The organism is Sporosarcina sp. Y1004, from assembly GCF_057669665.1.
This window is the reverse complement of sequence record NZ_JBYHFQ010000034.1, coordinates 1-25,220: the sequence shown is the minus strand read 5'-3', so window position 1 is coordinate 25,220 and position 25,220 is coordinate 1. Positions and strand designations below refer to the sequence as shown.

Here is a 25,220-nt window from a genome sequence, read left to right as displayed (position 1 = left end):
TTAATGGGTATTCAATAACGACTTCTTTGTTCAACTCAACAACCATACAAAAGTACAATTACATCATACGAAACCCCTATTCGCTCTTACACGAATAGGGGCTTATCTTCTACTAGTCTATTGTTTCGTTTTGTTAGCGATTTCCATTGCACGGTTCGTTCCTTCTGCTGCCTGATCAAGGACTTCCTGAGGTTTTCCCCCTTGGTAAAGATCTTCCAAAGCAGTTACAATCTGTTGACGTGATTCCGGGAAGACTGAGATGAGCGCTCCTTGTGTCGCAAGACCTGGAACCGTATCTTGTAGCTGATCGACTGTCACTTTGAATTGTGGGAATTCTGCCCACTTTTCAATTACGCTCTCTTCATCATATGCTTTCGGGTTAATGGCAAAATACCCTGTATCCAGATGCCATTTTGCCTGTACTTCCGGTGTCGTCATATATTTCATAAACTCCCATGCCGCTTCTTGGTCTTTTTCATCGATTCCTTTAGACATCCAAAGCGAAGCACCACCAATTACAACCCCGTTTCGTTTCACTTCATCCGCGTGGGGAATGTATGCAACGCCTACGTCAAATGGCGCAGTAGCAATAGCACCTGCAACGCCTGCTGATGAATCCATATACATCGCTACTTTTTCAGAAGCAAACGCTGCACGGATATCATCCCAGTTTGTTCCGAAGTTGCCGAATGTACCGGCTTTGTTCATCGTATCTAAGAAGTTGAAAGCGTTAAGTCCTTCTGGTCCGTTAAAGAGTGCTTCTGTCGCATCTCCCGCACGGCCATTTTCTTCGTTGACATACAATCCGCCCTGTGTTGCAACGAGCTGTTCGAAAAACCATCCGTACGTCAGCATAGAGAATCCATACATCTCACCTTTTTTCAGTTTCTCTGCAGCACTGATTACCTCAGAGAATGTTTCTGGAGCTTTTTCAGGGTCTAACCCAGCCTCTTTGAAAGCTTCTTTGTTGTAGACCATGACTGGCGTCGATGAGTTGAATGGCATTGAATACAGCTCTCCATCGACTTTGTAGTAGTTTAAAATGTTTTCCTCAAGTTGAGAAAGATCATAATTATCCTTATCAATGAATGATTGGATTGGTTCAATGTAGCCACTGTCAATCATATATTTCGTACCGACTTCAAATACTTGCGTAATGGCAGGTGCATCTTTTGTCCCGCCAACTCCACGCAATTTTGTCAGAGATTCTTCATACGTTCCTTGGAATTCAGCGAGCACTTCGTATTTTTCTTGTGACTCGTTGAATCCTTCGACGATTGCATCAAGCGACTCCTGCCCAGAACCGGACATTGCGTGCCAAAATTCTATGGATACTTTTTCATCCTCTACAGTCGTTTCTTCACCCGTTTCAGGTTCAGGTGTTTCCGCCGCATCGTCTTGCGTATCGCTATCACTGTTCGTGCATGCCGCTAAAACTGCCATACTCATTATAAGAATCCAAAATAGCGATGATTTCAACACTTTCTTCACACTAAGCACCCCTTTTTTATATTCGCCAAGATCATTTTAAAGCACCTTGAGATAAACCTTTCTGTAACTGCTTCTGACCAATAAATAACAATAATAATGTGGGTATGATTACTATAATCACGCCTGCCATGACCACCCCCCATTCTGTTCCCGTTTCTTGCGACTGTAATTGTTTCAAGCCGATTTGGACAGTTCTCACGGACTTATTTGTCGTAATGAGCAATGGCCATAAGTACATATTCCATGTCGTCAGAAAGCCGTATGCACCTAACGTTACGAGACTTGTTTTTGACATAGGCAGGATAACACGTCTAAAAAATGCAAATCGACTTAAACCAGCAATTTGTGAAGCTTCGTGCATTTCTTTTGGTATCGTTTTGAAATGCTGACGCAGCAGGAATGTGCCAAATGCCAGTGCGAAGAAAGGCAGCGTCAACCCTTGATATGTATTGAGCCAATCCAGTTTTTGGATGGTGAATTTATTCGGAATCATCGTTGCTTCCCAAGGGATCATCATTGTCGAGATGAACAGGAAGAATATGAAATCACGCCCTCTGAATGGGATAAATACAAATGCATATGCTGCAAGACTACATACTGCAAGCTGTCCCAACATGACACTCACTGAAACTATGAAACTGTTCAAGAGGTAATTCATCAAGGGCAACCTATCAAATACTTTAAAATAGTTATCCAGGCTAAATGACTGCGGAAGAAACTTCCCTTGTAAAAGTTCAGGGCCTGTCATAAAGGAAATCAGAAAGGCATAAATAACTGGGAAGAACACAAGAAATGATGTAACAATCAGCAGAAAATAAATCCAAATCTTTTTCGGTAGGCTTGTTGTCATTGGTAGTGCACCTTCCTTTCTCCTAGTTTAAATTGGAGAATCGTCACAATAAGGATAATGATGAATAGAACGACCGCCTGTGCACTTGCCGTTCCAAACTGATAGTTGACGAAAGCTTCGCGGTAAATGGAATAGACAATGAGATTTGTCGAAGTCGATGGACCGCCCTGTGTCAAAATATCAATTTGTCCAAATGACTGGAATGCATTGATGAGCGAAATGGTAATGATGAAAAATAATGTGGGCGACAGCATCGGAAGCGTAATACGCCTCAACCTATAATAGTAACCCGCCCCATCAATTCGGGAACTCTCATAAAGATGTTCATCAATATTTTGTAACCCTCCAAGTAGAATCAGGAAGGAAAATCCGATATTCATCCAAATCGTTGAAATGGAAACGGATAGAAGTGCCCACTCCGGATCTAGCAGCCACTGGATTTGCGGCAAATTCAACATGCTCAGTATCCGATTGAACATGCCCATACTCGGGTTGAACATGAACAACCAGATAACAGATGATGCAGCTACAGAAATCCCCATTGTCGATGAATACAATGTCCGAAAGAAACCAATGCCTTTCAGTTTTTCATTCGCCAATAAAGCGAAAAATAAGGCTAAGAGAATGCCAATTGGTACCGTGTATAAGACAAATAAACCGGTTGCTTTCATGCTGTTGATAAATGCTGTCGACTCCATTAAATAGGCATAGTTCTCAAAACCGACTCCAATTGCAGCATTACCATTTTGATCCGTTAAAAAGAAACTTAAATAGATTGTCCTGAACATCGGATAGAATACAAATACAGAAAAGAGAATGATAGATGGCAATAAATAAAGAAGTGCAGTTCTCCCATTCGCTGATTTTTTCCAAAACCCCGTTTTTTCTAGTGCGGTCATATCAGCACCTCTTTACCGAATACGACATTTCCAAGGTTCGTAGGCTTTTTAATCAAGTCGCCCGATGTAGCGTCAAAGAGGCATACCGCATCGTAATTAATAAGAATTGGAAGTCTATCTCCAATCTCGATTTGCCATTGTCCACTCCATTTTACCATCCACTCATATGTACCTAGTTCAAAAGAGAACACTGTCTCATTGCCTAACACTTCAACGTTTGTAACGTCTACATAAAACTTGTCCTCTTCCGGTGTCTCTTTTAAAGCCGGGCGTAAATGTTCGGGACGGATACCGGCAGTGAGCAGAGGCACGGGGAAATCACTCATTTTCAAAGGAGGCATGGGCAAACGTAATACATCACCGATTACGATTTCAGATGCCTTTTTGTCTATATCAGCGTTCGCCAGATTCATGGGTGGAGAACCGATAAACGTTGCAACAAAAGGATTGGCAGGATTGTTGTAAATCTCAATCGGTTTTCCGATTTGTTGAATTTCCCCCTCATGGAGAATCATAATACGATCCCCCATCGTCATCGCCTCAACTTGGTCATGAGTCACGTAAATCATGGTAATTCCAAGCTTTCGTTGAATCCTTCTAATTTCAGTCCGCATATGTGCACGCAGTTTTGCATCAAGATTGGACAGGGGTTCATCCATTAGACAAATTGGTGCTTCACTGACAATCGCACGGGCAAGTGCAACCCGTTGCCGTTGCCCGCCTGACAATTCACGGGGTTTTCTTTTTAAAAAATCGCTTAGCCCCAGCATTTTCGCCACTTCAGCTGCTCTTTCCTGTTGCTCCACTTTTTTCACTTTTTTCACATCAAGCCCAAATGTGATATTTTGCTGGACTGTCAAATGTGGATAGAGTGCATAGTTTTGAAACACCATCGAAAGGTCACGTTTATCGGGTGATAAATGATTCGCTACCTGATCGCCGATTTTCAGTGTTCCACTCGTACAACTTTCAAGTCCTGCAATCATCCGTAGCATCGTGCTTTTACCGCATCCAGAAGGTCCGACGAGAACGAAAAACTCGCCAGGCTCGATTGTTACGTCTATATTGGAAATAACATTAGTTTGTTTATCATAAGATTTAGATAGATTAATAAGTTCTACTTTTTTCACAAATTCAATTCCTTTCTAATCGTAATCCAATTACCTTTAGCGGTTTCTCCTATCTATATGTATAGCCTACAATAAGTAGACAACTTGCCATTCGTTATTTACTGAATCTTTATAATTATTTACATTGCTAAAACAAAGAAGGAGCGATTGCGATGAAAAAAATGACGATGCTGCTACTCCTTTTAGCGTTATCCGGTTGCATGATATCCTCTGCTGAACGCGTATCTTTACCTGAAGATAGATTCCTTGTCATTGCGCATCGCGGAGCATCGGCCTATGCGCCCGGTCACACGTTAACTGCCTATGAAATGGCTGTTGAAATGGGTGCGGACTACATTGAACTTGATTTACAAATGACGAAGGATGGCACACTTGTCGCGTTCCACGATTCAATCGTGGCATTTCCGAATGCCGAACAAGCAGTTGCTGACGTTACGATGGATGAACTCGATCTTTATTCGCCTGGCGATGATTTTAATGAAAAGAATCCCCGTTATGCCTCTCCGGGATATAAAGATTTACAAGTCCTTGAACTGGAAGATATATTGCTACATTTTGGCAATAAAGTTAATTACTACATTGAAATGAAATCTCCTGTAAACAACATGGGCATTGAAAATGAACTGATCCAACAACTTCGTGCTCACGACCTCCTTGATCAAAATGAAATAATGCCAAAAGTAATCATTCAATCCTTCAGTGAGAAGAGCTTGAAAAAAGTGTCTGCCATGGAACCTTCTATTCCTCTAATCAAGTTATACACGTTCGATAAAGCTGCGCACCTTTCAAAAAAAGCGTTACGTAAACTTGAAGTGTATGCATCCGGTGTAGGTTTGAATGCTGACGCAGTAACAGAGGAATTTGTTGAAACACTGCACAAGGAAGGACTGGACGTTCATCCATTTACCGTTAATGATGAAGATACAATCCGAGCCCTTCTAAGGATGGGTGCGGATGGCGTATTTACAGATAAACCCGATATCGCCGTTAGGGTTAGGAATGAAGCAGGGTACTCCATGAATACATACTAGATTTGTAGGTGTTTTGGGCGGTTGCATAGGGGGATTCGGGCGGTTGACGAGCGTTTTCAGGCGGGCGCGCGGAGGATTCGAGCGGTTGGTAACGAGCTTTGGGCAGTCGCTCGGATGATACGGGCGGTTGATGAGCGTTTTTGGGCGGTCACGAGGTGGATTCGAGCGGTTGATGAGCGTTTTTGGGCGGTTTTCTGACTGTCTACTCATTAGGTATTATCTCAGTGGATTCGAGCGGTTGACGAGCGTTTTTGGGCGGTCGCGAGGTGGATTCGAGCAATCGTACGATTTCCAGAACAAAAAAAGCTATCCCATTATAGGATAGCCCACATTAATTCTTAATCAAACGGCCACTTTCACTTCTTCTTTAAACCGTTCAACCGCTTTTTGGATATCTACAGAATGACCGATTTCATTCAACGTTTCGCCGATTAATTCGATTGCTTTTTCGAGCATTTGTTCCGTCGTATTGCCCATATGCCCGATGCGGAATGCTTTGCCTGCTAAATGAGCGAGCGAACCAGCGACAATGACGCCTTTTTTACCGAGTGCTGCGCGGAACTCGGCATCGTTAACGCCTTCCGGGTAAAGGATACAACTCAAAGTTGACGCTGCAACGTCTTCTTGTGCTAATGCTTTCATGCCGTATTCAGAAAGTGCTGCACGCACTGCCTTTCCGAATGCCGTGTGGCGTACAATTCTGTTCGACAACCCTTCTGCAAGGACGAGTCTCATTCCTTCATCATAGGCATAAATCAAGTTTACAGGCGGTGTTGCAAAATATTTCGATGGATCATTCATGATAGGAATCCAATTATAGATATCGCAATAATAAGCTGGAACGCGTTCGATTTGCGCTCTTGCGTCCAAAGCTGTTTTATTGAAAGCGACAATTGCAAGTCCGGGTGGCACGCCAATCGCTTTTTGAGAACCTGTTAAAATCACGTCAATTTTATAGTCTGGTTGGCCATACCCTTTGCTCATATCTTCTTCCATCGCAGCCGTTGCACAGACACCATCCAAAATGACAAGTGCCCCGTGTTTTTTTATGATGGGAACAAGCGCATCCAAATCAGCTGCGACACCTGTTGATGTATCGGCGTGTGTGATTGTAACAGCTTTATAGGTTCCTTCGGCCAGTTTCGCTTCCACTACTTCAGGAGTGACTTGCTTGCCCCACTCGGACTGCAGGACGTCTATTTCAATCCCGAAAGCTTGGCCTAGTTTTATGAACCTGTCACCAAAGAAGCCTTGACTCACGATTAATATCTTTTCGCCGGCAGCGACAGTATTGACGAGTGCCATTTCCATTGCAACCGTTCCAGATCCAGCAACGACGAATACTTCTCCGTCGGTTTTAAGCAATTCTCTTGTCTGCTCGATTGCATTTTTATAGATGGCAACAAATCTAGGATCTGTATGTCCTCTCGTTTCACTTGCCATCGCATCGTAAATGGAATCGACAACTGGCGTCGGTCCGGGTATCAAAAGCATTTCTTCGTTTCGCATTAAGTATCCCTCTCATTTCTTTAGATTGTTTAACGTCTACTAGTAGTACTTCTATATATGTTGTAAAAGTCCTCTATTCTTGTCGAAATTGTGTATACATTTTCCATAGTAATGGCGGCTCTATCCTATTTTAAGGAATTGAGCCGCCATTCTGTCACCCTTCGTTTAAACCAATGCATCGTTCACACTCGAACAATGGAGACTCGACCTTCTCTACAATTTCACAGCCACATTCCCGACAAATCTTTTTCGGCATTTCTTTCCTGTTTTTGTTTGTTTGCATATTAATCTCCTCCACTCTCATAATAGTTGGCCTTTATTTATACCTCATACTAATTTTTCATAACCTGGCAGTGTCAAAAACTCAACGAAGTCATCTTGCACGATCAATGAAGAAAACAGTTCTGCGGCTTCTTCATATCTACCGGAACGGAATGCTTCTTCTCCCACTTGCTGTTGAATTAAATCAACTTCTTCTTTCAATACTTCCATAACTAATTTCTCTGAAATATCTTGGCCATCGGTAAGTTTTCCTTGCGGATGACGAATCCATTGCCATACTTGGGATCTTGAGATTTCTGCTGTTGCCGCGTCTTCCATTAAGTTATTGATTGGAGCCGCCCCATTTCCTCTCAGCCAAGAGGCGATATATTGGACGCCCACACTGCAATTCATTCGCAGGCCTTCTTCTGTAATTGTTCCTTCTGGGACTTCGAGCAAGTTCGCTGCGGTCACATGAACGTCTTTCCGCTTACGGTCAATCTGATTCGGTGTTGGCATATGCGCATTGAACTGCTCCATCGCTACTGCGACAAGTCCTGGATGCGCCACCCACGTTCCATCATGCCCGTCAGTCGCTTCACGGCGTTTGTCTTCACTTACTTTGCCAAATGCCGCAGCGTTTGCTTCTGGATCATTTTTAATCGGGATTTGTGCCGCCATTCCCCCGACTGCCGGGGCATTCCGCTTGTGACAAGTTTGAATGCAGAGCGATGTGTAAGCCCGCATGAATGGCGACGTCATCGTCACTTGGCCTCGATCCGGCAAAATGACATCCGGCTGATTGCGCAGCTTCTTAATATAGCTGAAAATGTAATCCCAGCGCCCGCAATTCAACCCTGCTGAATGGTCTCGAAGCTCGTAAAGTATTTCGTCCATCTCAAATGCCGCTATAATTGTTTCGATTAACACGGTTGCACGAATTGTTCCTTTGGGAATACCAAGTTGCTGCTGTGCAAAAATGAATACATCGTTCCACAATCTGGCTTCCAGATGACTTTCGAGCTTCGGTAGATAGAAGTAAGGTCCTGATCCACGTGCGATTAATTCTTTTGCGTTATGGAAGAAGTAAAGCCCAAAGTCGAAGAAACCTCCTGCCATCGGTTCATCGCCAACCAAGACATTTTTCTCTAATAAATGTAATCCTCGCGGTCGAACCATCAAAACGGCAATTTCTTCATTCAATTTATATGTTTTTCCATTGGATGGCTGTTCAAACTCTATCGTTCTGCGGACGGCATCTTTCATATTAAGTTGGCCTTCCAACATGTTCGCCCAAGTTGGGGAAGTTGCGTCTTCAAAACAAGCCATGAATGTTTTCGCGCCTGAGTTTAGTGCATTGATGACCATTTTCCGTCCAACAGGTCCCGTAATTTCTACTCGTCTGTCCTGTAAGTCGCTAGGAAGCGGTGCAATCGTCCAATCCCCTTCCCGTATCGCTTTGGTTTCGGGTAAAAAATCAAGTTGTACCCCATTATCCACTTCCACTTGACGCTGTGCTCGTTTCGTTAAGAGTTCTTTCCGTCTTTCATCGAAATGAGTATGAAGAGATTGTAGGAATTCCAGTGCTTCCAGAGTCAATATCCCTTCACTTTCAGCGTCCAGTTCACCTATGACTTTTATCGTATGAGCTGTATTGGCTTTCGTTGACAGTTTCATCACCCTCTCCGATTTCCGATTGTTCACTGATTAACGAATTGTGCGGTTTCCGTCGAGCCTTTCATAGCTGTCGTAGATGATGTGCCGCCTGAAATGATCTGTGACACGTCGTCGAAGTAGCCCGTTCCAACTTCACGCTGATGCCTTGTTGCTGTGTAGCCTTTCTCTTCATTCGCAAATTCAGCTTGTTGCAGTTTCGAGTATGCCGCCATGCCATTGTCTTTGTAGTCATGCGCAAGGTTGAACATGCTGTGATTCAATGAATGGAAACCTGCAAGTGTGACAAATTGGAATTTGTAGCCCATCTTCCCGAGTTCCACTTGGTATTTAGCAATCGTTGCTTCGTCCAAATTCGCTTCCCAGTTGAATGAAGGTGAACAGTTGTAAGCAAGCATTTTCCCAGGGAATTTCGCATGGATTGCATCTGCAAACTGTTGCGCTTCTTCAAGGGACGGATGGGACGTTTCACACCAGACAAGGTCGGCATATGGCGCGTATGCCAATCCACGTGCAATTGCTTGGTCGATACCAGGTTTTGTCCGGTAGAATCCTTCAGGTGTCCGTTCGCCAGTTAGGAATTTAGCATCTACTGGATCTATATCGCTTGTAACCATATCTGCTGCATCTGCATCTGTACGTGAGATAAGAACAGTTGGTACGCCGAGAACGTCTGCCGCAAGTCTTGCAGCCACTAAGTTACGAATCGCATTTTGTGTAGGCAGCAAAACTTTTCCACCTAGGTGTCCACATTTCTTTTCAGATGCAAGTTGGTCTTCCAGGTGAACGCCTGCTGCTCCGGCTTCAATCATACCTTTCATTAATTCGAATACATTAAGAGGTCCACCGAATCCTGCTTCAGCGTCCGCTATAATTGGTGCGAACCAGTCAAATCCATCGTCTCGCCCTTCTGAATGGTCGATTTGGTCAGCCCGTTGAAGTGCTTGGTTGATACGTTTGACAACAGAAGGAACACTGTTTGCGGGATATAAACTTTGGTCAGGATACATTTGGCCCGAAAGGTTTGCATCCGCTGCCACTTGCCAGCCGCTTAGATAGATTGCTTGAAGTCCAGCCTTTACTTGTTGCACAGCCTGGTTACCTGTCAGTGCACCAAGTGCATTGACGTAATCTTCTTCATGCAATGAATCCCATAAACGTGTTGCACCCTTAGTTGCCAGTGTTTGTTCAATCAAAATGGATCCACGAAGTTTCACAACTTCTTCCGCAGTATAAGGACGTTCAATCCCTTTCCACCTGCTATCCTCTGCCCAACTTTTTTCCAATTGCTCAATCTGCTTTTGTCTAGTCATATCAAACGTCACACCTTCCAATTTTTTTAACGGTCAGCTATTTATGAAATTAATGCTTTTGTACTGTTTCATAACAGCCGCAGTTGTTATACAGTAATATATAACAGTAACACCGAAGTTGTCTGTACTTTCCGACAAAATGATATTTTTTCGGGATGAACTTGATTTAGAGCCGACGAAATCCTTTGAATGTTTTAGATTAATAGATTATAAAGGGGGAAACAGATGTGGTGAAGGAAAATGTGGAGATTGCTAGAGATGTATTACAACAGTATGCTTCAATATTAGGTGACTGGGTCCCAAAAGACGCCGCCGTCGCGATTGCCATTGGCGGCCATTACATTTATTACGTTGAAGGCGTTCACGATATCCAGTTGAAAGAAGGTCAGCCCGTTATGCCTGGAAGCCTTGCAGATAAAGTGATTCATGACCGCATTAAAGTGGACACAATCATGGATAACTTGTCATTCGGAGTTCCCTACTATGGAATCGGCTATCCCATTGACCTGCTTGGTGAACCTGGTGCGCTAATCGTCATCTTGCCTCCGAATTATCATGTACACCGCCATGAACCCTTCCGTTTCCTGACTGGGAAACAGGATGAAGACTGGAGCCCTGTTCCGATCAATGAGATTGCCTATATAGAAAGCTTACAAAAGAAAACTTGGTTTTACGTGGACGGCGAACAGTACAGCACCAAGCATACATTGAAAGATTTACAATTAAGGCTTCCAAAAAACTTTATGCGAGTCCATCGATCTTACATTGTGAACATTCCAGCCATCTTACGTATTTCCAAGGACATCACTTCGAATCTATTATTAACGTTGAGGGATGGCACAGAGTTACCCGTCAGCCAAACGTATATGACGGAGGTCAGGAAGGCACTTGGGTTTTAGGTTTTAGGTTTTAGGTTGTTGGTGGGTGGTTGAGGGGTTTGGACGTTTGTATGCGAGCTTCAGGCGGTCGAAAGCGAGCTATGAGCAGTACGACAACGGGTTCGGGCGGTTGACGGACAGATTTGAGCGGTACGACAGCGCATTCGGGCGGTCGCAGGCGAGTTTTGAGCGGTACGACAGCGCGTTTGGGCGGTCACCGGCGACATTCGAGCGGTACGACAGGGTTTTCGGGAGGTTTCCGGCGAGATTCGGGCGGTTCTACGGGCGTTGGGCGCTCACCTACAGGCATTGGACGGCCAGAAATGTTATATGGATAAACATGTCACTAATTTTGCTAAAACGTAACACACTCGCTATTGAAATACTGGGATTTTTCGCACCATCCCGAAAAGCAACCTATTATCCCCCACTCCCATCTTTTTATAATCGATTACACAACCTTTTCGAAGCAACCAAATAGTTATTCAATGAAATATGTCCCATTGAATAACAGCCCCTGCGTATTCATATAGTAATGAACCGAACCGAATAAAGTCCTGGAGGTATGAGGGGTTCTTACTTGAAAGTAGAGAATAATGTGAGCATTCATGTTGAATATTTTTATCCGACATCGATTAGAACGATTCGGTTTGTCCAAAGCTCACTTGCAAATCATAAATTGTTCGAATACCAGTACAATCATCTCCCAAAGATGAACTATCACTGCATCAGGATTGATATTCGCTGATTCGGTAATTCAATAAATAGCTCGGACAATTTATTGGGTGACAGTCACCGCCATCGAACCTAAGTTCAACTACAATCTGTCACTGCAACAACACGACCAACAAAAAAGGAGGAGTAGAATTGATTACATTTCTTGTGTCGATTGCACTGTTGATTGCCGCTTATTTCACGTATGGCAAGTACGTGGAGAAAGTATTCGGCATGCAGGAACGTCGTAAAACGCCAGCGTATACGCTAGCGGATGGGCAAGATTATGTACCAATGAGCAAACAGAAAAACGCGCTGATTCAATTATTAAACATTGCGGGTGTAGGTCCTATTTTCGGGCCAATTATGGGTGCACTTTACGGGCCGGTTGCTTTCTTATGGATTGTTTTCGGAGCCATTTTCGCAGGCGCTGTCCATGACTACTTAACCGGAATGATTTCACTACGAAATCGTGGTGCCCACTTGCCTGAACTTGCCGGTCAATTTCTTGGGAAAGTATTCAAACATGTCGTTAATGCGTTTGCCTTACTATTATTAATTCTGGTCGGAACGGTATTTGTAACAGCACCAGCCGCGTTACTAGGAGATTTAACACAAGGCTGGATGTCAGTTGGAATCTGGATCGTCATCATTTTTGCTTATTATTTGTTAGCTACACTACTTCCTATTGATAAAATCATTGGTAGGCTCTATCCGTTTTTAGGATTGATTCTATTAATCAGCACGGTCTGCATCGGAGGCGCCATTATTATTCAAGGTCACCCTATCCCTGAACTTACACTTGCAAATTTACATCCTGATAAACTACCGATTTTCCCGATTCTCTTCATTACCATTGCATGTGGTGCCTTATCAGGCTTTCACGCTACGCAGTCACCCATCATTTCTCGTACAACTCAAAATGAATCACAAGGACGTTATATTTTCTACGGAATGATGATTGCAGAAGCAATCATCGCGATGATTTGGGCAGCGGCAGCGATGTCCATTTTTCACGGAACCGATTTAAGTGCTTTGCTAGATACTGTCGGACCTGCTGGTATCGTCAAAGAAGTATCAATGACAACACTTGGCGCAGTCTTAGGAACAATTGCAGTTCTTGGCGTAATCGTCTTACCTATCACTTCTGGTGATACCGCATTCCGCAGTGCGCGCATGATTGTCGCAGACTACATTGGCGTTGCACAAAGAAAGTTCAGTAGTCGCTTATGGATTGCACTGCCTATGTTTGCCATCTCCGTCGTTCTGACTCAAATGGACTTCAATATACTATGGCGTTACTTCGCCTGGGCCAATCAAACCACGGCAATGATTGCACTGTGGATTGGTGCAATGTATCTCGCTCTGCAGAAGAAAAATTACTGGATTGCTGTGATCCCTGCGACATTCATAACTATGACAACTTTCACCTATATATTGAACGCTCAAATTGGTTTCCGTCTACCAATGGATCTTGCCTATATAATCGCCGGTATCATTACCGTGATTATTATAATCGCATTCTTTATCGGTCTCAGAAGAAAGCTTGCGGCTGCTGAATCTGGGCTGAAACCAATCGTTTTTGAAGATGGACTCGGTAAAAAGTGACTGACACTCTACCGATAGAAAAAACAGGACTCCTTGATCGTCACTTCGACGACTGGAGTCCTGTTTCATTATTTTAAAAAATCCTTCAGCGTCGAAAGACACCAAAGGATTCTCAGTAAAAGTTAGTCACCATATCAGTCGTATTTACAATACAGTCACCCAACTTACTAACATCGAAATTCCCGCCCGAGACGATTATACCGACCCGATTAGATGAAACAGGTAACTTCTTGTTCAACACACTGGCAATTGCCGCCCCTGCTGCCCCTTCAACAAGGAGCTTCTCACGTTCGAGCATGAAAAGAATCGCTGATGAAATTTCCTGTTCCGTTACCGTGACCATATCGTCGACATAATTATGAATGATTTCCATTGTCACTAGTCCAGGTTCACGAACGCAAATTCCTTCTGCGATTGTCGGTAAAAAGTGCGTCGAGCTGTTTTTTCGCCCATGGAATGCTGTGAATATCGCAGATGCGTTGGCAGCCTGAACACCAATTACTTTTACACTTGGCCGTATCGCCTTCACAGCAAGTGCAGTCCCTGCAAGAAGCCCGCCGCCGCCTGCTGGTACAACAATCGTATCTAAGTCAGGTTGTTGTTGCAGCATTTCCATTGCAACTGTGGCCTGCCCTTCAATAACGGTTTGATCATCAAACGGATGAACAAATGTAGCGCCCGTTGCCAGCTGTTCGGTACGTGCAGCTTTATAGGCTTCATCATAACTTTTCCCGATAAGTTTAACGGTCGCACCGTATTTGCGAGTAGCATCCACTTTTGCGATTGGCGTTGTTTCAGGCATGAAAATCGTAACGCGTGCGCCTGCTTTTCGTCCTGCCAGCGCAACTCCTTGTGCATGATTCCCCGCAGAAGCGGCAATTAGTCCTTTTGCACATTCTTCCGCGGACAGTGTCGAAATTTTATTATATGCGCCACGTATTTTAAACGACCCTGTCTTCTGCAAATTTTCAAGCTTTAAATAGACATTTGATTGTGTCCATTCATTTAACGTCTTCGATTGTTTAATAGGTGTTCTGTGCACAACTTGTGATATGCGTTCAAATGCTTCAAATAAACTTGCTGTGTCATACAAATTAAGATTCACTCCACATCCTCTAGTCTTTCGCATTTACGTAAGTTGATGTAGTGCTTCATATTTGGCGATTTGTTCTTCATATTTAAAAGTTAAAGAAATTTCATCCCAGCCATTTAACAACATTTCTTTATAATACGGATCAATTGTGAACGAATAAGTCTTTCCGCCTTGCCCAGTTACCGTCTGTTCAACTAAATTGACTTCAACTGAATAGGGTTGCTGTTGGCCATTTGCAAGCAACTCTTCAACTTCATCCATTTTTAGCTTAATGGGCAATAAACCGTTTTTCATGCAATTATTATAGAAGATATCTGCAAAACTTGGTGCGATGACAACGTTGAATCCATAGTCTAAAATTGACCAAGGCGCATGTTCCCTCGAAGAGCCGCAACCGAAGTTTTCCTGAGCGACGAGGATTTTAGATCCTTTGAACCGCTCATCATTCAAGACAAAATCTTTCACTTCGGTTCCATCTGCATGATGACGCCAGTGGTAAAATAAATACTTTCCGAATCCAGTACGCTCGATTCGTTTCAAGAACTCTTTTGATATAATCTGGTCTGTATCAACGTTTTTACGATCTAGCGGTGTAATGACGCTAACGACTTCATTAATCGGTTCCATCTAATCATCCTCTCCTCAATTATGAATGAACAACTTCTAATTCGCGTACGTCTACGAAGTGACCTGCAATCGCAGAAGCTGCTGCCATAGCCGGACTCACAAGGTGTGTACGTGCCCCTGCTCCTTGACGACCTTCAAAGTTACGGTTCGATGTTGAAGCACATCTTTCACCTGCTGGAACAACATCATCGTTCATCGCAAGGCACATGCTGCAACCTGATTCCCGCCATTCAAAACCAGCTTCAAGAAATACTGAATCCAACCCTTCATCCTCTGCCTGCTTTTTAACGGTGCGTGATCCGGGTACAACGATTGCCGTGACAGAAGGATGTACTTTCTTCCCTTCAATCACTTTTGCAGCTGCGCGTAAATCACTCAATCTCGCGTTTGTACAAGAACCGATGAAAACGTGTTGGATGTCAATGGATTTCAGTGGCATTCCTTCTTTAAGGCCCATATACGCCAGTGCTTGTTTCAAAGCCTCTTTGTCTGACTCCACTGCATAGTCTTTTGCATAAGGTACGCGTGCGGAGATACCCGATCCCATTGAAGGATTTGTTCCCCATGTGACAAACGGTTCAATTTCATCCGCATTTATCTCAAGAATCGTATCGTAGGATGCACCTTCATCTGTTGCAAGGGACAGCCAATGCGCCGCCGCTTCTTCAAAATCTTGGCCTTCAGGAACATATCTACGGCCTTTCAAGTAGGCGATTGTCGTTTCATCAGGGCTGATCAAACCGGCTTTCGCACCTGCTTCAATCGACATATTACAAACCGTCATACGTTCTTCCATCGTCAAATTCCGAATGGCTTCTCCCGTAAACTCAACAATATGTCCAGTTCCCATATCGATACCGAATTTTGCGATAATCGCTAAAATAACATCTTTTGCAGTAACACCGAAACCAAGTTTTCCGTTAATGCGGATTTCCATTGTTTTCGGTTTTGCTTGCCACAATGTTTGTGTTGAAAGTACGTGCTCTACCTCACTCGTGCCGATTCCAAAAGCAATTGCACCAAATGCGCCATGTGTAGATGTATGGCTATCGCCACAGACGATTGTTTTTCCAGGTTGTGTAAGTCCCAGTTCTGGCCCGATAATATGGACAATGCCTTGGTCGGGGTGATCCATATTTGCAAGCGGGATTCCGAATTCGTCGCAATTCGTTTGCAATGTGTTGATTTGTTTCCGCGCAATCGGATCTTTGATCGCATCGCGGTTACGTGTTGGTACGTTATGATCCATCGTCGCAAAGCAAAGATCAGGTCTGCGCACAGTCCGATTGGCAAGTCTAAGTCCTTCAAACGCCTGCGGAGAAGTCACTTCATGTAATAAATGAAGATCGATATAGAGTAAATCTGGTTTCCCCTTTTCTTCATAGACGATATGCTGGTTCCAGATTTTTTCGATGATATTTTTAACCATATGACACCCCTTCCTCTCTTATTAATTATGCGTTAGGCTAATTAAGTTGAATTGAATTTAGTTAAACGTATGAGAACATAATGCTATTCGAGACGAATTGAGTATCCAGTTCGTCGATTACTTTTTCTGTCCATTCTTTTGTAGATAACACGCGTTGCCCGGAAGCCGCAAGATCAGCTGTGAAGAAGCCATCTTCGAATACCGTGTTAACCGCTTTTTCAATTTCTGATGCTTCCGTTTCCATCTTGAATGAATACCTCAACATCATTGCAGCAGATAGAATAGCCGCGGCAGGGTTTGCCATGTTAAGTCCTGCAATTTCTGGTGCAGAACCATGAACCGGTTCGTAAAGACCGAAACCATCCGAACGGATACTTGCTGACGGTAGAACGCCAAGTGAACCCGTAATGACAGATGCTTCATCACTTAGGATGTCACCAAACATATTCTCAGTTACGACAACGTCAAATGCTGCTGGATTTGTAATTAGTTTCATTGCTGTTGAATCGACTAACATATGCTCCACTTCGATATCGGGATATGCTTTTTTCTTCTCTTCAACAACTTCACGCCATAACTTACTCGTTTCAAGCACATTCGCTTTATCAACAGAAGCGACTTTCCCTCTGCGTAAGCGAGCGACTTCAAATGCTTTGACAACAATGCGCTCAATTTCTTCGCGTGTGTAAACGAGTGAATCCACTGCTGCTTCTGCTGTACGACGACTTGGTTCTCCGAAGTACAAACCGCCAGTCAGTTCACGTACAATCATCATATCAACATCTTTTGCCACTTCTTCTTTTAGAGGAGAAGCATGGAGTAGGGATGGAATTGCTTTGACTGGACGTAAATTAGCAAACAAGTCAAAACGTTTACGAATGGCAAGCAAACCTTTTTCAGGGCGTAATGCTGAAGGGTTTTGGTCCCATTTAGGACCGCCTACCGCACCGAGAAGAATCGCGTCACTCGCTTCACAAAGAGCTATTGTTTCATCCGGAAGTGGATTTTGATGTTTATCGATTGCAGCGCCGCCGATTACACCGTATTCTACGTTAAATGTATGTTTAAAACGTCTTGCAATTACTTCAAGTACCTTCACTGCCGCTTCTGTCACTTCTGGACCAATTCCGTCACCTGGTAATACTGTTATTTTCTTCTCCATAGAACTTCTCCTCCTTATTGTTTTCAATCTGTTTACGAAACTTACACTATTTGAAAATTCTTACTTACAACAACGTGCTTCCGCTGTTTTTAAATTTATCTATGTCTTCGATATAGTTAGTTAATTGACATTAACTTTTGTTTTTGTTTTTGAATCCTGTTGAATCAATTGCCTGTTGATCGCATTAAAGTAGGCTTTTGCCGATGCGCCCAACACGTCCTGTGCAACATCACGCCCAATGGATACTTCACCATTGATACTTAGATTAACAACTGCTTCACCAAGTGCATCGCGTCCTTTTCCAATGGAGGTAACACGATAATCAAGAATATGAACTTTACCATCAACAAGCATTTCCAGCGTATTGAAAATAGCTTCAACTGATCCCGAACCCGTTGCCGTTGCAGTCACTGTTTCCCTTTTTGGGTTTACCGCTGTAACCGTAGCTGTTGGGACATTCGCAGTTGCATATTGCACTTGAACATCAACAAGTTTATAAACAGGTATATCATTATTTTGAATTTGCTGATCTGTAAACAATACAAATAGATCATCTTCTGTAATTTCCTTTTTACGATCCGCAAGCTTCTTGAATTCTACAAATGCTTCATTCAACTTATCAGCGTCTAGATCGAAGCCCATTGAAATGGCACGGTCGCTGAATGCATGTCTGCCGGAGTGTTTACCGAGTGCAAGTGGTTCAGTTTTACCGCCGATTAATTCGGGCGTAATAATTTCATAAGTCTCACGATTTTTCAAGTAGCCATCTTGGTGAATACCTGACTCGTGCGCGAATGCGTTCTTACCAACAACCGCTTTGTTTGGCTGAATAACAACGCCTGTCAACTGGCTAACCAGCTGGCTCGTGCGTTTGATTTCTTGTAAATTAATGCCTGTTTCCAATCCATAAAAATCTTTGCGGATATGTAGAGCGACTGCAATTTCTTCAAGCGCTGCATTTCCTGCACGCTCTCCGATTCCATTGATTGTACCTTCAACTTGATCGGCACCATTTTCAATCGCTGCGATTGAGTTCGCAACTGCGAATCCTAAGTCATCGTGACAATGTGCGGAAAGCTTCACTTTATCGATACCTGTCACGTTTTCTTTCAAGTACTTGAACAACGCCCCGTATTCTTGAGGTGTAGCATAGCCGACTGTATCTGGGATATTAATAACTGTTGCACCCGCCGCAATTACTTGATTGATGATGCGGACTAGGAAATCGCGATCGGAGCGGGTTGCATCTTCCGCAGACCATTGAACACGAGGGAAAAACTTGCGTGCGTATTTCACAGCTTCTACTGCAATATCGACGACCTGGTCCGGTGTCTTCTGAAGTTTATATTCCATATGGATAGGTGAAGTTGCTAAAAATACATGAAGATTGGGTTCTTCTGCACCACGAAGTGCGTCCCAACATGTTTCAATATCGCTTTTCATTGCGCGGGCAAGACCAGTTACCGTTGATTTTTTCACTATGTTTGCAATACGTTGTACCGCTTCGAAATCACCCGGGGATGAAGCAGGAAACCCTGCTTCGATGATTGTTGCCCCGAATTTTTCAAGCTGTCGTGCAATTTGTAACTTCTCTGCGGTGTTTAGATTAATACCGGCAGATTGTTCACCGTCCCGAAGAGTTGTGTCGAATATGTCAATTTTTCGCACTACCCACCACTTCTTCCTCTTTTGATTTCGCACCTTCATTAACGAAAGGCATCATCGCACGAAGTTTTTTACCAACTACTTCAATTTCGTGCTGTGCTTCAGTTTCCTCAAACTTGTTAAAGTTCGGACGACCGTTTTCGTTTTCTGCAATCCAATCTCTCGCGAATTTACCTGATTGAATGTCAGTCAATACATCTTTCATGCGTGCTTTTGTATCTGCGTCAACAATACGTGGTCCTGAAACGAAATCTCCCCACTCAGCTGTATCTGAGATTGAGTAACGCATTCCTGCCATTCCGCCTTCATACATAAGGTCAACAATTAGTTTTGTTTCATGCAATGTTTCGAAGTAAGCAAGTTCTGGTTGGTAACCAGCTTCTACTAGTGTTTCAAATCCTGCTTTGACAAGTGATGTCAATCCACCACAAAGTACCGCTTGTTCTCCGAATAGGTCTGTTTCAGTTTCTTCTTTGAATGTTGTTTCAAGAACTCCGCCGCGTGCAGAACCGATTGCTTTTGCATAAGCAAGTGCTACGTCTTTTGCTTGACCAGAAACGTCTTGGTACACTGCGAACAATGCTGGAACGCCTGCGCCTGCTTCGAATGTTCTACGAACGAGATGTCCAGGTCCTTTTGGTGCAACTAGGAATACGTCAACATCTGCTGGTGGAACGATTTGATCGAAATGTACGTTGAATCCGTGTGCGAAAACAAGTGATTTCCCTGCTTTAAGTGCTGGCTCGATTTCTGCATCATAGACTTGCTTCTGTCTTTCATCCGGAAGTAGGATCATGATAACGTCCGCTTTTTCAGCAGCTTCACGAACAGTCAACACGTTTAGTCCGTCTTGTTTAGCTTGATCAAATGATTTTCCTTCGCGAACGCCGACAACTACATTGAATCCAGAGTCATTCAAGTTTTGTGCATGTGCGTGACCTTGTGATCCGTATCCGATGATTGCAATAAGCTTATCTTTCAAAAGTCCTTCGTTGATATCTTGGTTATAATACATTTTAGCCATAATTGTTTTCCTCCTAATAGTGGGTTTATAGTTTTTAGTTTGTATTGCTGTCTACACTCCAACCGCCCTGCGCTTTTCTTACTTTAAAATAGATAGCTGGGGTGATTGGATTTTTTGTGTTTCACGAACAAATGCCGTGGCACCTGTTCTTGTTAATTCCTTGATGCCATAGGGCTTAAGGAGGTCGATAAATGCTTCAATTTTCTCCGGATTACCAGTCACTTGATACGTTACGACATTTTTCCCAGTGTCAATGACTGTCGCCCGGAATGGTTCAATGATGCTGTTCATTTCACTTCTGACATGTGGAGGTGAAATGACTTTCACCAGCGCCAGCTCTCGCATGACGATTGCTTTGTCTGTGATGTCATTAACTTTAAGGACATCAATCTGTTTTTGCAGTTGTTTGACAAGCTGTTCAATTTTCTGTTCATCTTCCACATTCACGATGAACGTCATTTTTGATCTGCCAGGAATTTCGGTGTGACCGACTGTCATGCTTTCAATATTGAACTGCCTTTTCATCAGCAAGCCAGTCACACGGTTTAACACGCCACTTTGGTTGATAACTGTTACAGTAATAACTCTTCTCATTTTTTTCTCACCCCGACCATCTCATGTAATCCTTTACCAGGTGCAACCATAGGATAGACGTTTTCCAGCTGTTTCACGCGGCAATCGATGAGGACGGGTTCATCAGAAAGCAGTGCTTCTTGGAATACCACCTCTGCCTCTTCCAATGTGTCTATCCGATAGCCTTTAATGTCGTATGCTTCTGCTAATTTTACAAAGTTAGGTTGAACCGGTATCAATGACTGTGAATAGCGGCTTTCGTAAAACGTTTCTTGCCATTGACGTACCATTCCGAGACAGCCATTGTTGAGTATGATGATTTTGACCGGTATCCGCATTTCTTGTAACAAAGACAACTCCTGAGCCGTCATCTGGAAACCAGCGTCCCCAACAATTGCAAGGACACGTGCATCCGGTTTGGCGATTTGTGCACCAATTGCAGCTGGGAAGCCGAAGCCCATTGTACCGAGACCACCAGATGTCACCCAATGATCCGGATTGTTCAGTGAATAGTATTGCGCCGTCCACATCTGATGCTGCCCAACGTCTGTTGTAACGATTGCATCCCCTTTTGTAACTCTGTGGATGATTTCAAGTGCTTGTTGTGGAAGAATAGCGCCTTCAACATCTTCTTCGTACCATAACGGATACTGTTCTGCTGAATCTTTTAAATATTCGAACCAATTTTCTGTATCTGGAGAAACAAACTCTTGTTTCAATAATGCTTGCAACGCTTCTTTTGCATCGGCAACGATTGGGATTTCTGTTGGTACATTCTTTCCGATTTCAGCAGGATCGATATCAATATGGATGATTCTTGCGTTCGGAGCGAATGTTTCAAGATTTCCCGTTAGTCTGTCATCGAAACGTGCGCCGATATTGATCAGTACATCGCACTGATTAATGGCCATATTGGATGTAACCGTTCCATGCATACCGGCCATTCCGAGGAATAGTTCATGGTCTCCTCGGATACCGCCAAGACCTAAAAGTGTATTTGTAACTGGAATTTGATGTTTTTCCACCAGTTCCACCAATTCGTCCATCGCCTGAGCGTGTAGGATACCCGCACCCGCTAGGATAAGAGGTTTTTTCGCCTTGGAGATAGCTTCTGCCGCCTTTTGTATTTGTAAAAAGTTCGGAGTCGTTGTCGGCTGGTAACCCGGTAAATCCACTTCAATATTGTCATCGGTTGGGATGAAGAGCGCTGTTGCAATATTCTTTGGAACATCCACAAGTACTGGTCCCGGACGTCCTGTTGATGCAATATGGAAAGCTTCTTTGATAATTCTTGGGAAGTCGGCTACATCATTCACTTGATAATTATGCTTTGTGATTGGCTGTGTGATCCCGATAATATCCGCTTCTTGAAAAGCATCCGTCCCGATGACTGTATTTGCTACTTGACCCGTGAAGACGACGAGTGGCAATGAATCCATCATTGCATCCGTAATTCCTGTTACCAAGTTCGTCGCTCCCGGTCCGGATGTGGCGATGACAACTCCGGGTTTTCCTGAAACACGTGCATACCCTTCAGCCGCATGAATCGCGCCTTGTTCGTGACGTGCAAGCACGTGGGAAATGGGGTTTTGATACAATGCATCATAAATTGGGAGAACTGCCCCTCCAGGGTAGCCGAAAATCACTTCGACACCTTGGTCTATTAAGGCTTGAATAAGAACAGCTGACCCATCTTTCACTTTTTCTATCGGTTGTGGTTCAAATACAGTTTCTAGCTCCATTTCCTGTATTGCTTGCTTCGTTTGAACTTCAGCATTCATCTGTAAACTCCTCCTTACTTTTACTTTTGTTATCCAATCTACGAATGGCCGAATGCTCGGGCTTGCATCTATACGGCCGCTCTTTGTTTTCAATAAAAAAAGTCTTTTCATCCCACGCAAAGAAACTCTTCTTTACATAGGGATGAAAAAACTTTTCATGGTACCACCCTTGTTCACAGCAATCTAGCTGTCTCGTGAATAGACTAGGTCTATTCTTTATATAACGAGCACCGATTTCTCTGCGCCCGGGATTGCCTACTTAACTTTCAGCAATCCACTCCGGGGTGATGTCGCAATTAGGTGTATTGTCGGCTTCCAGCGGTACCGACTCTCTGGGAATACAGGTTCTAATTACTTTTGCCCCATCATTGATTTTAATCTATTAGATTTTCATGACGCCGCCTGTACTTGCAGATGTGACAAGCGCTGAATATCTGGCCAAATAGCCTTTTTTAATTTTAGGTTCGAATGGTTTTAAGTTTGCTCTACGTTTTTCTAGTTCTTCGTCAGAGACTTCGAGTTCAATTGTTCGGTTTGTTAAATCGATATTGATGATGTCGCCATCTTCAACTAACGCGATTGGTCCACCTTCAGCCGCTTCCGGTGAAATATGGCCTATCGAGATACCACGGGACGCTCCTGAGAATCGTCCGTCTGTAATGAGTGCAACTTTGGTTGCCAGCCCACGTCCTGCAATCGCTGCAGTTGGTGCAAGCATTTCCGGCATTCCCGGTCCGCCTTTAGGACCTTCATAACGGATGACAACAACGTCGCCTTCTTTTACCGTTCCGTTGTCGATGCCTTCTTGCGTATCTTCCTGAGATTCAAACACAATGGCTTTACCTCGGAACTCTTTAATAGAAGGATCAACGGCTCCTACTTTGATGACACCGCCGTCTGGTGCGATATTGCCGAATAGGACGGACAAACCGCCTACAGGACTGTATGCATTATCATGACGTCGAATGACTTCATCGTTGAGAATATGTGAATCTTTTACGTTTTCATAAAGCGATTTACCAGTAATCGTCATCCGGTTTGGACTGACAGCTCCTTCGATTTCACAGAGCTCTTTAATAATTGCACTGACACCGCCTGCAAGATGAACATCATGCATTGTGTAGTCAGAAGATGGACTAATTTTGGATAAATACGGAATCCGTTCGGCAACTTTGTTGATATCACGAACATCGTATTCGATTTCTGCTTCGTGTGCGATTGCCAGTGTATGGAGGACTGTGTTTGTAGAACCGCCCATTGCCATATCAAGTGCAAAAGCATCATCGATTGTTTCTTTCGTTATAATGTCACGCGGTTTAACATCTTCTTTCACCATGCGAACTAGATGTTCCGCTGCTTCTTTAATGAGTCTATGTCGTTCATCCGAAGTGGCAACGATCGTTCCGTTACCCGGAACTGTCACTCCCAGCATTTCCATTAACGAGTTCATGGAATTCGCTGTGAACATTCCTGAACAGGATCCGCATGTAGGACATGCACTCTGTTCAATGTCTAGCAGCTCTTCAGCTGTCATCGTACCTTGTTTGTAAGCACCAACACCTTCGAATACGGATACGAGTGAGAGAGGCTTACCATCTGATGATACGCCGCCTTCCATCGGTCCGCCTGAGACGAATACGGATGGGACGTTCGTTCGAACTGCTGCCATCAACATGCCTGGCGTAATTTTGTCGCAGTTTGGAATGTAGAACACGCCGTCGAACCAGTGAGCGTTGATAACCGTTTCTGCTGAGTCTGCGATGAGTTCACGGCTTGGCAATGAATAGCGCATTCCGATATGTCCCATTGCAATCCCATCGTCAACACCGATTGTGTTGAACTCGAACGGGATACCTCCTGCTTCACGAATTGCTTCTTTGACGACTTCTGCGAATTTGTTCAAATGCATATGGCCTGGAATAATATCAATATAGGAGTTACAAACACCGATGAAAGGTTTGTGCATATCTTTCATTCTAACGCCCGTAGCATAGAGTAGACTTCTATGTGGTGCACGATCTACACCTTTTTTAATCATGTCACTTCTCATTGGTTTTTCCATTTGTGTTCACTCCCTGTCAAATCACTTACATGTGGTACGTCTGTTTTTCTTGCTGTCTAGGTTATGTAGTTTGTGAAATGAATCACGAACTGAATTGGATTGATGTCATCATATAATGGATATCCACTGGAGTCAACAGTGTTTTTAAAATTATTAGCTAATTACAAATAATGAATTTTAATGTATCCGCTTTCACGCCTGCTATAGCGCGATATATCGCATATAGCACATTTTTAAAACTTTTATTTTATTTTTCACGAATTCAGTTTTCAATGATTTCTTCCGCGATGGGTGCTTTTCTAGAAGTATAAAAACTCAAATGGATGGGATTGTAATTTATTGAGAGAGTTGTGATTTAGTGTGTGGATTGGAGACCGCTTGGCGCTTTGGGGATGCCTCTGGCCCTGAGCCTGGATTAACGCTTCGCATCCAGTCTCATGGCTTCG

The 25,220-nt window shown here is 43.6% G+C and carries 22 protein-coding genes and 1 other annotated feature; of the genes, 5 read left to right on the top strand and 17 right to left on the bottom strand.

All coding sequences use genetic code 11. The features are described from left to right. Positions 1-117 precede the first annotated feature (117 nt). The 4 genes from AC25Y6_RS17335 to AC25Y6_RS17320 are packed head-to-tail and all read right to left on the bottom strand — an operon-like array spanning position 118 to position 4,370. Complete coding sequence (locus AC25Y6_RS17335) at positions 118-1,479, bottom strand: ABC transporter substrate-binding protein (RefSeq protein ID WP_488143915.1); 1,362 nt, start codon at positions 1,477-1,479, stop codon at positions 118-120. Between the two features lie 43 nt (positions 1,480-1,522). Further along, complete coding sequence (locus AC25Y6_RS17330; RefSeq protein ID WP_488140695.1) at positions 1,523-2,341, bottom strand: carbohydrate ABC transporter permease; 819 nt, start codon at positions 2,339-2,341, stop codon at positions 1,523-1,525. Beyond that, the gene (locus tag AC25Y6_RS17325; RefSeq protein ID WP_488143903.1) at positions 2,338-3,240 is read right to left on the bottom strand and encodes a carbohydrate ABC transporter permease; all 903 of its coding nucleotides are present in this window, start codon (positions 3,238-3,240) and stop codon (positions 2,338-2,340) included. Before AC25Y6_RS17325 ends, AC25Y6_RS17330 begins: the two co-directional genes overlap by 4 nt. Next, entirely contained in the window at positions 3,237-4,370 is a 1,134-nt protein-coding gene (locus AC25Y6_RS17320) for an ABC transporter ATP-binding protein (protein ID WP_488143902.1), read from the bottom strand. The genes AC25Y6_RS17325 and AC25Y6_RS17320 overlap by 4 nt, the downstream gene beginning before the upstream one ends. 152 nt (positions 4,371-4,522) lie before the next feature. Here AC25Y6_RS17320 and AC25Y6_RS17315 point away from each other — a divergent pair, with 152 nt between their 5' ends. Both AC25Y6_RS17315 and AC25Y6_RS17310 read left to right on the top strand, forming a co-directional pair. Then, positions 4,523-5,401: a glycerophosphodiester phosphodiesterase family protein gene (locus tag AC25Y6_RS17315; protein WP_488143901.1), complete on the top strand. Its 879-nt coding sequence runs from the start codon at positions 4,523-4,525 to the stop codon at positions 5,399-5,401. A 21-nt stretch (positions 5,402-5,422) separates the two neighbouring features. Then, positions 5,423-5,599, top strand: coding sequence for a hypothetical protein (locus AC25Y6_RS17310; protein ID WP_488143900.1), 177 nt, complete (start codon positions 5,423-5,425; stop codon positions 5,597-5,599). 144 nt (positions 5,600-5,743) lie between these two features. On the opposite strand, the gene AC25Y6_RS17305 is transcribed toward AC25Y6_RS17310, so the two are convergent. From AC25Y6_RS17305 to aceA, 4 genes are all read right to left on the bottom strand, one after another. Beyond that, positions 5,744-6,910 (bottom strand): pyridoxal-phosphate-dependent aminotransferase family protein, encoded by a 1,167-nt coding sequence (locus AC25Y6_RS17305; protein WP_488143899.1) that lies wholly within the window; start codon positions 6,908-6,910, stop codon positions 5,744-5,746. A 154-nt stretch (positions 6,911-7,064) separates the two neighbouring features. Beyond that, positions 7,065-7,193 (bottom strand): protein YhfH, encoded by a 129-nt coding sequence (locus tag AC25Y6_RS17300; RefSeq protein ID WP_482102098.1) that lies wholly within the window; start codon positions 7,191-7,193, stop codon positions 7,065-7,067. Positions 7,194-7,237: 44 nt separating this feature from the next. Next, positions 7,238-8,848, bottom strand: coding sequence for a malate synthase A (gene aceB, locus AC25Y6_RS17295; protein WP_488143898.1), 1,611 nt, complete (start codon positions 8,846-8,848; stop codon positions 7,238-7,240). 23 nt (positions 8,849-8,871) lie between these two features. After that, entirely contained in the window at positions 8,872-10,158 is a 1,287-nt protein-coding gene (gene aceA, locus AC25Y6_RS17290; protein ID WP_488143897.1) for an isocitrate lyase, read from the bottom strand. Between the two features lie 227 nt (positions 10,159-10,385). Between aceA and AC25Y6_RS17285 the strand changes: the two genes are divergently transcribed. The 3 genes from AC25Y6_RS17285 to AC25Y6_RS17275 all read left to right on the top strand — a co-directional run bounded on the left by AC25Y6_RS17285 (position 10,386) and on the right by AC25Y6_RS17275 (position 13,358). Beyond that, positions 10,386-11,057, top strand: a complete 672-nt coding sequence (locus tag AC25Y6_RS17285; protein WP_488143896.1) for a LytTR family DNA-binding domain-containing protein — start codon at positions 10,386-10,388, stop codon at positions 11,055-11,057. Positions 11,058-11,179: 122 nt separating this feature from the next. Continuing rightward, entirely contained in the window at positions 11,180-11,374 is a 195-nt protein-coding gene (locus tag AC25Y6_RS17280) for a hypothetical protein (RefSeq protein ID WP_488143895.1), read from the top strand. Between the two features lie 529 nt (positions 11,375-11,903). Further along, on the top strand, positions 11,904-13,358 hold the full coding sequence (locus tag AC25Y6_RS17275) for a carbon starvation CstA family protein (protein WP_488143894.1): 1,455 nt from the start codon (positions 11,904-11,906) through the stop codon (positions 13,356-13,358). 112 nt (positions 13,359-13,470) lie between these two features. Here the strand turns inward: AC25Y6_RS17275 and ilvA are convergent, their stop codons facing one another. From ilvA to ilvD, 9 genes are all read right to left on the bottom strand, one after another. Beyond that, the gene (gene ilvA / locus AC25Y6_RS17270) at positions 13,471-14,463 is read right to left on the bottom strand and encodes a threonine ammonia-lyase (RefSeq protein WP_488143893.1); all 993 of its coding nucleotides are present in this window, start codon (positions 14,461-14,463) and stop codon (positions 13,471-13,473) included. 24 nt (positions 14,464-14,487) lie between these two features. Then, positions 14,488-15,078 (bottom strand): 3-isopropylmalate dehydratase small subunit, encoded by a 591-nt coding sequence (gene leuD, locus AC25Y6_RS17265; protein WP_482102106.1) that lies wholly within the window; start codon positions 15,076-15,078, stop codon positions 14,488-14,490. Positions 15,079-15,097: 19 nt separating this feature from the next. After that, entirely contained in the window at positions 15,098-16,507 is a 1,410-nt protein-coding gene (leuC, locus tag AC25Y6_RS17260; RefSeq protein WP_488143892.1) for a 3-isopropylmalate dehydratase large subunit, read from the bottom strand. Between the two features lie 61 nt (positions 16,508-16,568). After that, complete coding sequence (gene leuB / locus AC25Y6_RS17255) at positions 16,569-17,669, bottom strand: 3-isopropylmalate dehydrogenase (protein ID WP_482102108.1); 1,101 nt, start codon at positions 17,667-17,669, stop codon at positions 16,569-16,571. Positions 17,670-17,789: 120 nt separating this feature from the next. Then, positions 17,790-19,337 (bottom strand): 2-isopropylmalate synthase, encoded by a 1,548-nt coding sequence (locus AC25Y6_RS17250; RefSeq protein WP_482102109.1) that lies wholly within the window; start codon positions 19,335-19,337, stop codon positions 17,790-17,792. Next, positions 19,324-20,358, bottom strand: a complete 1,035-nt coding sequence (ilvC, locus tag AC25Y6_RS17245; protein WP_488143891.1) for a ketol-acid reductoisomerase — start codon at positions 20,356-20,358, stop codon at positions 19,324-19,326. Before ilvC ends, AC25Y6_RS17250 begins: the two co-directional genes overlap by 14 nt. Before the next feature lie 78 nt (positions 20,359-20,436). Beyond that, positions 20,437-20,952 carry an acetolactate synthase small subunit gene (ilvN, locus tag AC25Y6_RS17240; protein WP_482102111.1) on the bottom strand — a complete coding sequence of 172 codons (516 nt, stop codon included), beginning with the start codon at positions 20,950-20,952 and terminating at the stop codon, positions 20,437-20,439. Beyond that, positions 20,949-22,712, bottom strand: coding sequence for an acetolactate synthase large subunit (ilvB, locus tag AC25Y6_RS17235; RefSeq protein ID WP_488143890.1), 1,764 nt, complete (start codon positions 22,710-22,712; stop codon positions 20,949-20,951). The genes ilvN and ilvB overlap by 4 nt, the downstream gene beginning before the upstream one ends. Positions 22,713-22,847: 135 nt before the next feature. Then, positions 22,848-23,090, bottom strand: a binding site (T-box leader). A gap of 4 nt (positions 23,091-23,094) precedes the next feature. Next, positions 23,095-24,762 (bottom strand): dihydroxy-acid dehydratase, encoded by a 1,668-nt coding sequence (gene ilvD / locus AC25Y6_RS17230; RefSeq protein WP_482102195.1) that lies wholly within the window; start codon positions 24,760-24,762, stop codon positions 23,095-23,097. Positions 24,763-25,220 lie beyond the last annotated feature (458 nt).

Coding starts and splice junctions, on each gene's coding strand:
- AC25Y6_RS17330 (WP_488140695.1), bottom strand. CDS start 2,341: ATGACAACAAGCCTACCGAAAAAGATTTGGATTTATTTTCTGCTGATT.
- AC25Y6_RS17325 (WP_488143903.1), bottom strand. CDS start 3,240: ATGACCGCACTAGAAAAAACGGGGTTTTGGAAAAAATCAGCGAATGGG.
- AC25Y6_RS17315 (WP_488143901.1), top strand. CDS start 4,523: ATGAAAAAAATGACGATGCTGCTACTCCTTTTAGCGTTATCCGGTTGC.
- AC25Y6_RS17305 (WP_488143899.1), bottom strand. CDS start 6,910: ATGCGAAACGAAGAAATGCTTTTGATACCCGGACCGACGCCAGTTGTC.
- AC25Y6_RS17300 (WP_482102098.1), bottom strand. CDS start 7,193: ATGCAAACAAACAAAAACAGGAAAGAAATGCCGAAAAAGATTTGTCGG.
- aceB (WP_488143898.1), bottom strand. CDS start 8,848: ATGAAACTGTCAACGAAAGCCAATACAGCTCATACGATAAAAGTCATA.
- aceA (WP_488143897.1), bottom strand. CDS start 10,158: ATGACTAGACAAAAGCAGATTGAGCAATTGGAAAAAAGTTGGGCAGAG.
- leuD (WP_482102106.1), bottom strand. CDS start 15,078: ATGGAACCGATTAATGAAGTCGTTAGCGTCATTACACCGCTAGATCGT.
- leuC (WP_488143892.1), bottom strand. CDS start 16,507: ATGGTTAAAAATATCATCGAAAAAATCTGGAACCAGCATATCGTCTAT.
- leuB (WP_482102108.1), bottom strand. CDS start 17,669: ATGGAGAAGAAAATAACAGTATTACCAGGTGACGGAATTGGTCCAGAA.
- ilvC (WP_488143891.1), bottom strand. CDS start 20,358: ATGGCTAAAATGTATTATAACCAAGATATCAACGAAGGACTTTTGAAA.
- ilvN (WP_482102111.1), bottom strand. CDS start 20,952: ATGAGAAGAGTTATTACTGTAACAGTTATCAACCAAAGTGGCGTGTTA.
- ilvB (WP_488143890.1), bottom strand. CDS start 22,712: ATGAATGCTGAAGTTCAAACGAAGCAAGCAATACAGGAAATGGAGCTA.
- ilvD (WP_482102195.1), bottom strand. CDS start 24,762: ATGAGAAGTGACATGATTAAAAAAGGTGTAGATCGTGCACCACATAGA.